Here is a 12649-nt window from a genome sequence, read left to right as displayed (position 1 = left end):
CGTGATACGCAATATCCGAGAGAACACGACCATTCTCGAAGTCGTCTTCACCCACGAGGGCGTCGAGCGATATGTCCATAAACTTGCGGTATTGTCTGCAAGATCTGTTGGAGCCGGCATCGCAAAGGCAGTCCAACAGTTCCAAAAAGAATGTCCCGGTGTCGCGCTTACTGATGGCGTCACCATCGCGCTTCGAAATGCGGACTTATCGTGAACTTCTTAAGCTGGTAAAAGACGGCCGATCCGGAACTTCGAGCGGTTTGCGAAGTTAGTGTTTCCTTAGGCGCAAAGGAAACCTCACATGAAAATCATAACTGCAATTGCCGCTGCAACGCTGTTGACTGTGGCGCTCTCTAGCTGCGGCAACACAATCCGCGGCATGGGCAAAGACACCGCCAATACGGTGGACGCTACACAGAACGCTGGCCACCGAGTGAACCGCGCAGCCTCGAACTAAGTGAGGCACAGATAGGGGGTGGGATTTATTCTGCACTCGCTACGCCTTTTGGCTGAATTGCATTAACCGCGGATCTATTTATTCATTACTTGGTCGGGGTAGTAGAATAAGATGATCGAAACCCCTATATGCCAAAAGCCCGTCGCACCGGAATGCGACGGGCTTTTTTTGTCTAGGCCAGTTTGATGGCCGTATGTCTTTGCTTCCGCCATTTCCTCAACGAAGTGATCGCCAAGGCATCGGGAACGGGGCGAGTGAAGCGCCGGCCAGCCGATCTTTACGCACGTGGCCGTAGCTGCGTGCGGGTTCAGTCAGGTGGCCTGAAACGATCCAGCGCGAAAACGCCGACGCAACGCCGCGCATCATCGAGGACTTGATCAAAGGCGTCGGGTCGATAGGCGGGGGTGCCGTCCTTATCTGCGCAACAAGCGCCCTCGGAAGGTTCACGCGATTTTGCACCTCGCCAAGCGATGGAATTGCGTGGTGACAGGTGGAGCTTTTTGCACTCGTTGAAGAATCTCGAACCAATCGAACTCGTCGTGAACATCATAAGGTTCACGCCGGCTACAGCCGTTGCCTTCAACAGGTCGCTTGGAAGCGCTGGGCGGCCGAGCGTCGGCTGACTTGACGAGGAGCCGACGCCTGTCAACGTCTGGCAGCCGGCTAAAACGAAGACTACCGACCAAAACCTCTCGCATAATCAGGGCCGACTGATAGAGTTGGCTTTTCTCAACCAATGGGAGCCGCGACATCGCTAACGTTAGTAATCCAGACCATAACCCACGCCGCGTGACCGACATGGATGCCCTCATCGGAATGCGCCTGCGGGTCGCGCGCCTTTCTGCTGGGTTAAGTCAGACAGTCGTAGCCGACCATCTTGGGATCACATTTCAACAGGTTCAAAAATATGAACGGGGTGCAAACCGCATTGCAGCCACGACGCTCAACAACGTCGCCGCCCTCTTCGGGGTTTCGATCCTTTATTTCTTGGAAGAAGGATCGGGGGAAGTTGCGTCCGCTGAGGTGCCGCTGCGGCCAAAGTCGACAGACTTGGCCATGACCAAACGGGGCCAACGGCTACTGAGATATTTCGCGGCGTCGCCGGACAAGGTTCAAAACGCGGTCTTCAGATTGCTTCAATCCACTGGAGGCGACGAAGGCGAACGCGACGACTGATTGGCGGATGGTTTGATTTATTACCGGCGAGGCCGGCGTTGGCCTCGCCGGGCGCAGTCGTCCAGATTGACGAAATCGACCATCCCGTCTGCCTCTCGGTCTCCAGCGTGTCCAGTAGGATGCCATGAAAATCGACTGCCAGCCTTTGAATATGTCTACGTACTTATCGTCGGCTTTCTCGGAGACCGAGTACCGACGATGGGCATACCCTGATGCTAGCGCCTGATGGGCGTAGACATGCCCGAGTGCCGCACACCCATTCGATTCCGTCAGTGCAGACTCTGACGGACCGCAGCGTCTCTCATGGCGAGGTGTTCGGTAGACAGCGGGGCTTCTTCGCTTGCCCACACCAACATCGCAAGCGCGGCGATAGCCAGGTATCCCAGTTTGCTCGTTAACGCGCTACGCGCAGCTTGAGCACGGGTGCAGCCGGTCCTAGTTATCGAGTTCATTTTGTCGCGCTCGCTCCAGGTTCCTGCCAGGGAACTACCCCTTTATGCAAGTCGGTGCAATCCCCAGATATGGGCTGGACCGGCAGAGCGCCCCGGCTGTGGGCTCAGTCTTCCTAGATTCAAGAATTTCGAACAGCTGGAAAGGTCTGCATTCTGCAACACAGACCGAGATGCAGAGACGCCACTTCACCAATTTTGAGACGTTGCTTCCTAAAAATTGGACACGGATTGGTTCGAAATTCGAATTATTGACTATGCGGACAACTGAATAGCTGTCGACCACGACAATAAGAAATAGGAGTTTCAGTGGGTCTCAATGCTTGCTGTCGTCTGCGGGTCAACAAGATCGTGGCCAAAGGGGTTTGCAGCCACCAGAAGGGCTAAAATCAAGATCGCGGCTGACAAAGAGATCGCGGGAGATGTCATGCTGAACCCTAAGGGAGAGAAACGCGAACGCACTATCTATCGCGCTCACGGACGATAGCTTCCAAGTGTCAAGCATTCGTAAAAGCCAAAGGGTTGCCGACCCATCGAAGTCCTTAGACGTGCTAACGATCGCAACTTTCAAGCCGACCAGATCTGGCGACCTTCGGTCCGAAAACAGCCTCGGAGTAGGGAGTCTCAGGCATCCAACCAACTAGATTGGCCGTGACCATGCGACGACAGCGGGACCGCTGGTCCCTTGCACGGGGTCAGTCTCGGGCAGATGTAGGCGGGCTATCCGGGCGCAAACTGCCTTTGAAGGCGGTGAAGTTTGGATGTCCGCTTCTTGTCCACTGGGATAAGCGCCGACTACCTCAAAATCGTCACTAGCATCAATCCGCATGTGGCCTGTGCCGGCTGGGAGAAGAATACAATCTCCAGCGCTCAAGTCGATTTCGTTCCCATCAGGCCCGCCGATCAGCAGCTTGGCGTGGCCTTTGCCGACGCCTAGCACCTCATGCGCGCCCGAATGATAATGCTGGTAGTCAAACACACCGTTCCGCCACAGTCCCGTCCAGCCATGCGAAGCAAACAGTCTCGCAAACTCCTCCGATCCATCCTTGGTGATGAAGACGCCACGGTAAAGCAAAACGGGAAGGGAAGGGTTGTTAGGAACCCACGCGCTCGCGTCGAAGATCAGTTTTTCGATGCCCACTTGCTGCCTCCGGCCTCCGTGGCTGACAACCTTGCAATGGCTGTCGCCGCTTTGCCCCGTGGTGACGTTCAAAAAAGGTTCCACGCTGCAACGGCGGCCGCGATCCAGAATAATCCACTGACCTCAGCTGCGATCAGATATCCGGCTGTCCGATCGTTCATGCTCTCCTCCATCACTCCCATATTGTGACAATGCAACATGTCGCGTGAAGGTTCCCCCGTCTAGGTCCTTAGCGAGGCCGCTCGCTGTCGATGCACCAGGCTACCGCCTCAAGTCACTAGCGTTTTAGTAGAATTTTGAAACTGAAACGCACCCATATCGCAAGGGGGACAAGTGCAAACCGTAATCCCTGCGTCACCGCCGTGGATCCAATCACTTGAGTGCACCGGCCTAGCTCGACTTGGCCGGCATGACCGAGACGGCCATCGGTCGTCACGCTTCAGCAATTCAAAAGAAAGCCCCGCTTGTGGCGGGGCGAGTCGCGAGAGTGACATAGCCGGCAGAGGAACAAGCCAGCGCCCCATAAACGCGGGTTGACCTGTATTGGTTCCTTGCAGGACCGTTCGACGAACATTCGGCAAAAAGAGTTGCTTCGAAAGTTTAGATAGGATCGCGCAAAAATTTGGCTCAGACCGCAGCCCAAACATCGTCAATGTGATAATGATTACGAGGACGCCCAAACCTCCAAAGGCGTTCCGTATGCACACACTGCTGACCGAGATTTCCATGTGGTCGCTGGAGTGTCATTGCGGCTTTGCAAGGAGAGCCGGGGACATCCTTTGTCTTTCCAACCGGGCCAGCGGATCACTACGCCCGCCCCCCTATCGCCTTTTGCAAAGGAGTTGCCCATGCCTCCGCGTTCATGGGTGGAACGCGTCTCCACCGTTGTGCGATGGGGAGACCATGCCGAGGGAGGTCATTTTCCCGAGATGAAGCGCCCCGTAGAACTGGCAGAGGACACCGAACCCCATTTCGCGGACTGGGTCGAAGTGCGTAAAGACCTGCCTCGGGAGGTAGATTAAACACTATCTCGGTGTCCGGAATTGCGCCGATGCCCCGAGCGACAGCCGGAAAGTTCCCCGGGACAACACCGCGAGTTTGGTCCAGATCAGGTCAAATTCCCCTAAATCTCGAAGGGGGCTAGGTCTTTCCCGCTCAACGCAACTGGAAAATATAAACCCAGAAATCATAGTTGCGTTGACTCTAATACATGGTCAGAGCCTCCATGCGCCGTCTCTAATGGAGGAGCGCAAGATGTCAGTAACGTTGAACACGTCTATATCCTGGAAGAATGCAGCGCCCGACGATGCAACTATGCTGGATAGTCTACAACCCAACATCATAAAAGCTCACGTTCGGGAGTTCTTGACCCTACTCTTTCTCCAATTCGACGATCAAGCGGGTTCGAAGAGCTTTCTCAAGACTTTATCGAATTCGATGATGAAATCGGCCAAGCAACACCTGGACGAAATCGAGGCGTTCAAGTCAACGCCGCCTGTGGCTGGAACACCCTATGTCGGCGTTGGTCTCACAAAGAAGGGCTACGACAAACTCGGAATAACCCAGACACCGGGCGACAGTCTCTTTGGTAGCGGGATGCAGATGTCCGAGCTAAACGATCCCGATGCCAGTACCTGGGACCCGTACTTTGGCGATGACATTCACGCCGTTGTCCTTATCGGAGATATGCTCAACGAGACAAAGGTTGCTGCGCACGACCAAGTCGTCAACCTGATCAACAGCTCCTACGGCGTCAAAATTGTCGGCTCGCAGGATGGGTTGGGCCTGCACAACAACAACGGCCAAGGGATCGAGCATTTCGGCTATGTCGATGGACGCAGCCAGCCGCTCTTCCTCACAGAAGATATCGAGGGCGAGGAGAACGGGACCGATGGGACCGCAAACTGGAACCCCGACTTCCCGCTTGGCCAGGTCATCGTCGCTGATCCGGCGGCCCCCGATCCAACCGTGCATTTTGGAAGCTATTTCGTTTATCGCAAACTCGAGCAAAATGTTCGGCTCTTCAAGGAGGAAGAGGAGAAGCTGGCCGATCGGCTCTTCGGTGCAGAAAACGAAATAGCGGGAGCCATGGTTGTCGGCCGCTTTGAGGACGGCACCCCCGTCACTATGCAGTTCGAAGACGGAGTTGAATCTCCGGTGCCCAACAACTTCAACTATTTCAGCGACAAGAACGGCGCGAAGTGTCCGTTCTCCGGACATATCAGGAAAACCAATCCACGTGGGTCGGGCGGGTTCGAAGATCAGGATGGTGAACGCAAGCACCTAATGGCGCGACGAGGACAGACCTATGGCGTCAGGACTGACAATCCGAATGACGGCCGGATTGACAACAAGCCGGACAAAAACGTCGGCCTTCTGTTTATGGCCTTTAACAGCGATATCGGCAACCAGTTCGAGTTCACGCAAAAGAACTGGGCGAATAACCCAGGTTTCCCACGGGTGCCGGCCGGCTTTCCTTCGCCCGGTGTCGACCCCGTTATCGGCCAGATGCCGAGTGACGGCCAACGCCCAGACATGGAGGGAACGACTGAGTGGGGAAATCCCGCTGCCCTGATGACGACACCCGCTGTGCAGCGAGCCGTCACCATGAAGGGTGGAGAATACTTCTTTATGCCGTCACTGGCCTTCCTTAGGGCCCTCTGAGGTAAGGAGGTCAGCAATCATCGCCGACCTCCTTTTTTCACCACGGCTGCTGCGGTCTATCAAGGCACTCAACACAGCTCAATGCTGACAATAGGGCGATTTAAGCTAGGTGACCCAGGCCGCGGCATAAGCGTCGCCAACATTCTACTGGTCAAACTCGACAATGACCCCAGGTTTGACCATGCTGCTCAGCTCTTCGACGTCCCAATTCGTAAGCCGGACACATCCGTGAGAGCCGGCCTTGTCGATCAGTGACGGTTCTGGCGTACCGTGGATGCCGTAGGTCGGTTCCGAAAGATCGATCCAGACGGTGCCCACCGGGTTGTTAGGACCGCTCGGAAGTGTGAGTTTCGTCTTGTTCTTGCCTTGCTGAAAGTTGATTTTGGGATTGTAGACATATGGCGGATTGCGAGCCACGCCGTTGACCTTGTGCTTGCCTGAAGGGGAGGGATTATCCTCGCTGCCAATTGTCGCGGGATATATGGCCAGGACTTTGTCGTTCGCATCGTAGGCAACAAGCTCGCCTGCCTTGCGATGCGCCTCAATCCGCTTAACGTTTCCTGTTCGGGGAGCGCCGATTACGGCCACGGACAACGTTTCGCCAGGGACAAATTGCGCTGTCGGGTTCAGCGCATACATAAGGTCGACGTCCATATGGAAACGCTCAGCCAATTTTTCGGCGATGCTGGTGTACCCTAGATGGGTCATTTTTGCCTGTTCGGCGTAGTCTTTCGGAATCTCTGCAACGATGTCGTCGCCGTCATCAGGGGAAATGATGTAGGGCCCGACGACGCCCTTATCATCGGAAAGACGCGCTACAACGTCAGCGTCCAACTTCCCGTCGACCGGAAGTCCCTGCAGCATTTCGAATCCCGAGATGGCTTTCCGAACATTTGCGCCATCCAGTCCGTCAATGACCCCCGGAGATGCGCCAGCACGATCTAGCAACACCTGAAGGTGAATGGTCACGGGATCGGGCTGGTCGTTCGGCGCGCTTTCCTTGCTATTCTCAGACGAGAAGGATGAGAGATCAGCGTTATTAATCACCTCGCGCGATAAATCTTGAGCGTGAACGGCTCCCACCGACGCGAGGGAGATGACGGAGTTGAGAAGGAATGTTTTCATCATTCCGCCTAATGCTGCCAACCCCTCTGATGTTCCATCGTCGCTCACGATCACTGCCGTACGAACGTATGCATTCCATGCAGGCTGCTGCATCTGTTAGATTTTGAGGAGTAATGAAGTCTTGAAGCGATAAGACGTCATCTCGATCGATCCTCGCATGTTGCCCATCGTGCAATCGAGCTTTTGTCCTCACTGCGACTTCTGACCTGTAATAATCTCAGCAAGGCTTACAAATTTCCCGGTCGGATAACGTCGAAGATAAGCTTCAACCATTTCCGGATTGCCGCTGTCGCGAACGCTTTCCCAAAACGACACCTCCACTGCGGGATCCTCGCTGGTCGTCGGGCCACGATCAAGGCGTGTCCGGGCGAGGTCGGCAAAGGTTCCGTTTGGATAGCGCTCAAGATAGATTCGAAGCTCTGCACCATCATCGTCGTCGCGGATCGACTCCCAGAACGCCACCTCGGCGGCGTCGCCCTCAACGACCATTGTCGCGTCCTTCGACGGCGAGTCGATGGATTTCGGCACTGACAGCATGGGGTCGTAGTCCGGGTCAAACAACACCTTAAATACGCGAACCGGCCGGGGAATGTTCTTGACGCTATGCTCCCCCATGTCCTCGAATTTGGCCGCGACCCGATCGCGGAGGTGATCGCGAACACCCCTCGTCACACAGATTCCGCCAATCTCGGCTAAGCCCTCAAGGCGCGCCGCGATGTTGACACCATCGCCAAAAATGTCTCCATCCTTGACCATCACGTCTCCGATGTTGATGCCAATGCGGAAATTCATCTGATGATCTGGCGCCTCATCGGCGTTCGCGCGGCCGATGGCAAGCTGAATTGCTATCGCGCAGTTGAAAGCCTGGACGACGCTTGGAAATTCGGCAAGGACACTGTCGCCGGCCGTTCCGAATATCTGGCCGTTCGCACTTTCAATCAGCCCATCGACCACTGTCCGATGGCTTGTGAGTATTGCAAGGGTTCGCTCTTCGTTGACATGCATCAGCCGCGAGTAACCCTCGACGTCCGCGGCCAAAATCGCGGCGAGTTTTCGTTGCAGGGGTGGTGCTTCCAAGATCGATCCGATCCGACGGTTCGTGTTTTCAATAGAATGTGTAATCTCGCAAGGTTGTTCCGCGACATGGTCTAACGGCGATCTTTGCCCTAAAACGAATGTCCTTTAGCTGACAAGACCGGTTCCCCACGCTTGCACCAAACTCTGGCGCCTCTAGTTTCGAGATGAACAAGAACGCTGGAGAGATGCCGTGACGAAGATCGCAGTGATTGGAATGGGTGCGATGGGCAGTGCTGTGGCCAGGACACTGCTCTGCTCGGGCGCAGAGATCGTCACTCACCTTGAAGGTCGCTCGGCTCAAACACGAGAACGGGCGACGGCTTCGGGGATCAAGGACACTGATCTAAAAGCACTGCTGGCGTCGGACATCATTCTGTCCATCGTTCCGCCATCACAGGCATTGGCTGTAGCCGAACAGATAGGCAGGCTAGCGCGTGCAGAGAAGTCTGTCGGCGTCTTTATTGACTGCAACGCCGTGTCGCCAGAGACGGTGGCCAAGGTTGCTGATGCTTTCGATCAAAGCGGCACGATCGTGCTGGATGGCTGTATCATCGGTGGACCGCCGGAGCCGGGCAAGTACGGCCCACGCCTCTATGTCAGCGGGGGAGCCGGGCAGGTTGTCCCGGTCCTCGTGGAATACGGTCTCGATGCTCGTTTGATAGATAGCGGCTTGGGTGCAGCCTCTGGCCTGAAGATGAGCTATGCGGGCATCAACAAAGGCTTGATTGGATTGGCGACCACGATGCTCTTGGCTGCGGCAAAGAGCGGAGCTGACAGGGCGCTCATGTCCGAACTGGCTGAAAGCCAGCCCCAGCTTTTGGCGAAGCTTTCGACAAGCATTCCTGATATGTATCCGAAGGCTTATCGCTGGGTGGCCGAGATGGAAGAGATCGCCGCCTTCCTCGGCGCGAATGCGCCTGGTGCAAGAGTATTTGATGGGATGGCGGCCGTTTTTCAGAAGATGGCGGTCGACAATTCGGGTGAGCAGGGACTGGCGGCATCTTTATCCGAAATGCTGGCATCACCCGAGGGCAGTATCAATCGCTACGATGCACTCAGCAATGGGAACTTTGATGCCGGCAGCAACGGCCTCGGGGCCGTTCCGAACGCTAGCCAACGGTAGATCAGGCGGAATTGGAAGACGAATTAGAGGAGGGGCTCGAAGGCAGTTTCCCGGCCAGTGACCCTGTCTCGGCGACCGTCAGCAGCATCCCGAGCCGAGCCAGGGCTTGTGAGAACTGATAGATGCGGCCGATCCAAAGCAGTTGTCGTAGATCGCATCATCGATCTGGAGGCCGGTAGCAATGGCCCCGCAGACTGTTTGCGAGGTCGGCTGGCAGGACACCGCTCGCGATGGAGACGGACGATAGGGCCTCGATTGCGGCCCATCCATCGCCCGTTCAAAGAAGATTTCGCCCCCGATCAGGACTTGATCAATTCCTGTACCCGCTTCGTGTGTGTGCCTATGTCGAAAGACTTGGTGGTGACCTGCATGCCGGGTTCGAGATGACCATGCCCGAGAACCCCGGTTTCGGCATAGCCAGTCCACGAACATGACTTTGAGTTCGGGACGAAGCTCACACGCCGCGTCGGCGACCCGCCGGCCGTTCATTCCGTTCGGTAGCCCGACGTCTGTGATCAGGAGTTCAATCCTCACGTCCGGACGCAGCATCTTTAATCCTTCCGGACCGTCACCGGCATCCAACGTGCAATAGCCGGCGTCCTCGAGTACATCGACGACCAGCATTCGGACCAATGCCTCGTCGCCAATCACCAGTACGGTCTCTCCACTCTCGGACTGGAAGTCGCTAGGTTCCGCCTTTGCGGTGGCCGGACTGGCTTCCGCAGCCGCGTGACGAGGCAGGAAGATCGTAACGGTGGTCCCTTCCCCGACTGCGGAGTACTGGCTGACGATGGTTGGGAATACGCGATGGCCTGATGGTTATTCGGCGGCCCTGCTTCTATGTCGCTCGATCACCTCTCGCCATCGCATCACGTAACCATTGACGATGGCTCTATTCACTCCGGAAGCCAGCAATCGTTTTTCGAGATCGTTCGGGTTGAATTGGCCGAGGGCGGTTCGCTCTGGGTAGTGTTTGAGAGTGTACCGAAACAAATCCTCCCAGCTGCGGCGAACTCCTATGGACTCGTCAGCCAAGTCTTCACGGCACAGATTAATGACCTCGATCAGCGTCACGATGTTCTCCAGTCCGCGGGTTCTTTCACCAGTCTTGCTGGTGCCCGGTGACGCTGCAATCTCAGTCCATAGCGATGTTTGCTTCCTTCGCGGCGGCGATAAATGCAAGCCGCGCGTCTTCGTGTGGCACCCTGCGATCCATCGCTGCGAGGCAGATTTCCTGGGCAGCCCAGAAAGCCTTTCCGGAAGTGACTGGCCATCGCGAAATCAGAAGGTCAAATGCGGTCCGCGTGTTCGAAACAGGTATAAAACCCGATCGTGGTCTGATTTGCACTACAACTGTCTTGGACCAGCCCGCCGAAGTCATGAGAGTCCAATGTCTCCGATGTCGATATCAGTCCGTAACACGTTCGGCGAACATACGTTCCGGATCCGGAGGGAACATTAGGGACGGCCAGCCCTTAGACAGAGATTGAATGGAGATCGTTATGTCGGACAAGAGCACGAAGACCGTTACCGCAACTTTTCAGGCTCGCGAGGGTGCCGACCTCGCTATCGAACATCTGGTCCAACACGCGGGGCTAGACCGCGCCGATATTTTTGTGGAACCCAGCGGCCACTCGAACAGCTCGGGAGTAATACCAAACGGTGGCGATGCTCCCTCGGTAAACCACGGCACTAGAATGGATGCTGCGCTCGGCGGCGAAATCATCGTCTCGGTAATGGTCAAAGCCGACCAGATACCGACCCTCCATCGCATCTTTGGCGACGCCGGCGCAATCCACGTTTCCAGTCGCTAGGGCTTCGCTGAAAGAAGGAGCGATCAGCGCGCTGCCGTTCTCATGGGACAGTACGCCGGCAGCGGCGGCAAATCTTCTGCCATGGTTGATCCACGCAACGCGGTGACTTGATGACTTTTTAATCAGGTTATGCGCTTTCTGCATGGCTGGGATCGCGCCTTAGCGCTGCAAAATTAGCCGGACCTCCATTACATAGTGGTCATCGAGACAAATGAAGCGCCAAGGACTGGCAGCTGTGTTTCGAAAGCCCACGAAAGGGGATAGTCATGAACGTAGCACGCACTCTGAAGAACTGGCGCAAGTATCGTCAGACGGTCTCCGAACTGGGCCGCATGTCCAATCGCGAACTCCACGATCTCGGTATTGATCGCAGCGACATCCGCAACATCGCACGTGCTGCCTCTCTCTAACCGATAGCGGACAGCCAATTCTGGAGCGCTTGCCGATATTCGGCGGGCGCTTTTTCATTATTCACTGATGTTTCAAATCGGCTTCTCGTCGTACCGGAATTTCTGGCGATCCTATTCTTCCAACGCAAAGACATATCTTTATTTTTATTGACAACTTGAACCCGAACAGCTTGAGGACAGTTATGTTCGCAACCGTACAATCGGTTGAGTTGGCCTACGACGTATTCTCACAGAGAAGAAATGGCAGCGAACATTAAACCTATCGCCGTGGTTGTCGTAGAAGACGAGCCACTCCTGCGGATATCGATCGCCGGTGAGCTTGAGGACGAGGGCTTCCTTGTGTTCGAGGCGTCTAACGCGGACGAAGCTATTGCCATCATTCAGGCGAATCCTACGATCCACGCTTTGTTCACCGACATCGATATGCCAGGCAGCATGGATGGGATTAAGCTCGCCGCCTTCGTTCGCGACAGATGGCCGCCGATCAAGATCATTTTGACGTCTGGGCATCATGACCTGGCGGGCAGTGCGTTTGACATAGATGGAAAATTTCTTCCCAAGCCATACAAGGCCACTGAGGTGGCAAATCATATTCGGCAAATGACGGCGATCTGCTGAGGGGGAGGTGGACCGTCGACCGCCTCGGATCAATCGGTCGCCGATGCGGTGTTCGTCCGCTAATGGACGATGTCAAAGTTAATTGGCAGTGCTGACCGATGGGCCTATGTTGGATCGTCGGTCGGAATGCAATGGCAGCGACCGCTTGGGAGTTGGTACCAGCTCTCGCCCCTCTAACAGGGAGGGCGATCTATGTCGGAGCTATTCCGCGCGATTTCGTTCAATGATGACGTGACCCCGGTATTCGAGGCCATGGCTGAGTACTGTGCAACGCACCGCGTCACTCCGGACAGCATGGAGGGATGCTCCTTGGCATCGCGCCTATTCGACCTTCTGCAGGCCGGATATACGACCAAAACCGAGTTGTTGGCTGCTTTGGGCGAGGCACGGCCATGTTAGTGGTTCGCACGATCCCCAACGCACCTCATCAATCTCTTCCCCCTATCTGTCAATCGGCTCGCAATGTTGACCCCTTATCGGCGTCCAATATTCACCCCCCTGTAGACGATCAGCGCTTGGCCTGCCCGGCGCTGGCCGGGGTTGCAAAGGGAAGGCCAAGTGCGGGTGATGGGTATCTTCGGCTTTAGCTTTGAGA

At 55.8% G+C, this 12649-nt stretch carries 13 protein-coding genes; 6 read left to right on the top strand and 7 right to left on the bottom strand.

All coding sequences use genetic code 11. From position 1 onward, the window contains the following. Window positions 1-301 precede the first annotated feature (301 nt). Together AC1DIJ_RS29255 and AC1DIJ_RS29250 are read left to right on the top strand one after the other, a co-directional pair. On the top strand, window positions 302-457 hold the full coding sequence (locus tag AC1DIJ_RS29255; RefSeq protein ID WP_112390507.1) for an entericidin domain-containing protein: 156 nt from the start codon (window positions 302-304) through the stop codon (window positions 455-457). Between the two features lie 798 nt (window positions 458-1255). Beyond that, entirely contained in the window at window positions 1256-1633 is a 378-nt protein-coding gene (locus AC1DIJ_RS29250; protein ID WP_112390508.1) for a helix-turn-helix domain-containing protein, read from the top strand. Window positions 1634-2722: 1089 nt separating this feature from the next. Here AC1DIJ_RS29250 and AC1DIJ_RS29245 read toward each other — a convergent pair. After that, window positions 2723-3223, bottom strand: coding sequence for a cupin domain-containing protein (locus tag AC1DIJ_RS29245; protein ID WP_112390524.1), 501 nt, complete (start codon window positions 3221-3223; stop codon window positions 2723-2725). A gap of 1254 nt (window positions 3224-4477) precedes the next feature. On the opposite strand from AC1DIJ_RS29245, the gene AC1DIJ_RS29240 reads away from it, so the two are divergent. Further along, window positions 4478-5887: a Dyp-type peroxidase gene (locus AC1DIJ_RS29240; protein WP_112390510.1), complete on the top strand. Its 1410-nt coding sequence runs from the start codon at window positions 4478-4480 to the stop codon at window positions 5885-5887. Window positions 5888-6031: 144 nt separating this feature from the next. Here the strand turns inward: AC1DIJ_RS29240 and AC1DIJ_RS29235 are convergent, their stop codons facing one another. Both AC1DIJ_RS29235 and AC1DIJ_RS29230 read right to left on the bottom strand, forming a co-directional pair. After that, window positions 6032-7015, bottom strand: coding sequence for a L,D-transpeptidase family protein (locus AC1DIJ_RS29235; protein WP_112390511.1), 984 nt, complete (start codon window positions 7013-7015; stop codon window positions 6032-6034). Between the two features lie 186 nt (window positions 7016-7201). Beyond that, the gene (locus AC1DIJ_RS29230) at window positions 7202-8089 is read right to left on the bottom strand and encodes an adenylate/guanylate cyclase domain-containing protein (RefSeq protein ID WP_112390512.1); all 888 of its coding nucleotides are present in this window, start codon (window positions 8087-8089) and stop codon (window positions 7202-7204) included. Between the two features lie 190 nt (window positions 8090-8279). Here AC1DIJ_RS29230 and AC1DIJ_RS29225 point away from each other — a divergent pair, with 190 nt between their 5' ends. After that, window positions 8280-9212, top strand: coding sequence for an NAD(P)-dependent oxidoreductase (locus AC1DIJ_RS29225; protein ID WP_477831736.1), 933 nt, complete (start codon window positions 8280-8282; stop codon window positions 9210-9212). Window positions 9213-9290: 78 nt separating this feature from the next. On the opposite strand, the gene AC1DIJ_RS29220 is transcribed toward AC1DIJ_RS29225, so the two are convergent. The 4 genes from AC1DIJ_RS29220 to AC1DIJ_RS29205 form a co-directional block, all read right to left on the bottom strand. Further along, entirely contained in the window at window positions 9291-9863 is a 573-nt protein-coding gene (locus AC1DIJ_RS29220) for a response regulator (protein ID WP_112390513.1), read from the bottom strand. 168 nt (window positions 9864-10031) lie between these two features. Further along, complete coding sequence (locus tag AC1DIJ_RS29215; RefSeq protein WP_112390514.1) at window positions 10032-10286, bottom strand: hypothetical protein; 255 nt, start codon at window positions 10284-10286, stop codon at window positions 10032-10034. 61 nt (window positions 10287-10347) lie between these two features. Continuing rightward, window positions 10348-10593: a DUF982 domain-containing protein gene (locus AC1DIJ_RS29210; RefSeq protein WP_112390515.1), complete on the bottom strand. Its 246-nt coding sequence runs from the start codon at window positions 10591-10593 to the stop codon at window positions 10348-10350. Window positions 10594-10807: 214 nt separating this feature from the next. Continuing rightward, window positions 10808-11170, bottom strand: coding sequence for a hypothetical protein (locus AC1DIJ_RS29205; RefSeq protein ID WP_162706086.1), 363 nt, complete (start codon window positions 11168-11170; stop codon window positions 10808-10810). A 122-nt stretch (window positions 11171-11292) separates the two neighbouring features. On the opposite strand from AC1DIJ_RS29205, the gene AC1DIJ_RS29200 reads away from it, so the two are divergent. Beyond that, window positions 11293-11436: a DUF1127 domain-containing protein gene (locus tag AC1DIJ_RS29200; RefSeq protein WP_112390516.1), complete on the top strand. Its 144-nt coding sequence runs from the start codon at window positions 11293-11295 to the stop codon at window positions 11434-11436. A 240-nt stretch (window positions 11437-11676) separates the two neighbouring features. Beyond that, window positions 11677-12054: a response regulator gene (locus AC1DIJ_RS29195; protein WP_112390517.1), complete on the top strand. Its 378-nt coding sequence runs from the start codon at window positions 11677-11679 to the stop codon at window positions 12052-12054. Window positions 12055-12649: the final 595 nt, after the last annotated feature.

It is taken from the genome of Rhizobium sp. 10N427 (assembly GCF_056394605.1).
This window is presented reverse-complemented; position numbering and strand designations above follow the sequence as displayed.

Excerpts from the sequence above, each read along its gene's own strand:
- AC1DIJ_RS29255 (WP_112390507.1), top strand. The coding sequence starts at position 302 with ATGAAAATCATAACTGCAATTGCCGCTGCAACGCTGTTGACTGTGGCG.
- AC1DIJ_RS29235 (WP_112390511.1), bottom strand. The coding sequence starts at position 7,015 with ATGATGAAAACATTCCTTCTCAACTCCGTCATCTCCCTCGCGTCGGTG.
- AC1DIJ_RS29210 (WP_112390515.1), bottom strand. The coding sequence starts at position 10,593 with ATGACTTCGGCGGGCTGGTCCAAGACAGTTGTAGTGCAAATCAGACCA.
- AC1DIJ_RS29240 (WP_112390510.1), top strand. The coding sequence starts at position 4,478 with ATGTCAGTAACGTTGAACACGTCTATATCCTGGAAGAATGCAGCGCCC.
- AC1DIJ_RS29195 (WP_112390517.1), top strand. The coding sequence starts at position 11,677 with ATGGCAGCGAACATTAAACCTATCGCCGTGGTTGTCGTAGAAGACGAG.
- AC1DIJ_RS29205 (WP_162706086.1), bottom strand. The coding sequence starts at position 11,170 with ATGCAGAAAGCGCATAACCTGATTAAAAAGTCATCAAGTCACCGCGTT.
- AC1DIJ_RS29200 (WP_112390516.1), top strand. The coding sequence starts at position 11,293 with ATGAACGTAGCACGCACTCTGAAGAACTGGCGCAAGTATCGTCAGACG.
- AC1DIJ_RS29250 (WP_112390508.1), top strand. The coding sequence starts at position 1,256 with ATGGATGCCCTCATCGGAATGCGCCTGCGGGTCGCGCGCCTTTCTGCT.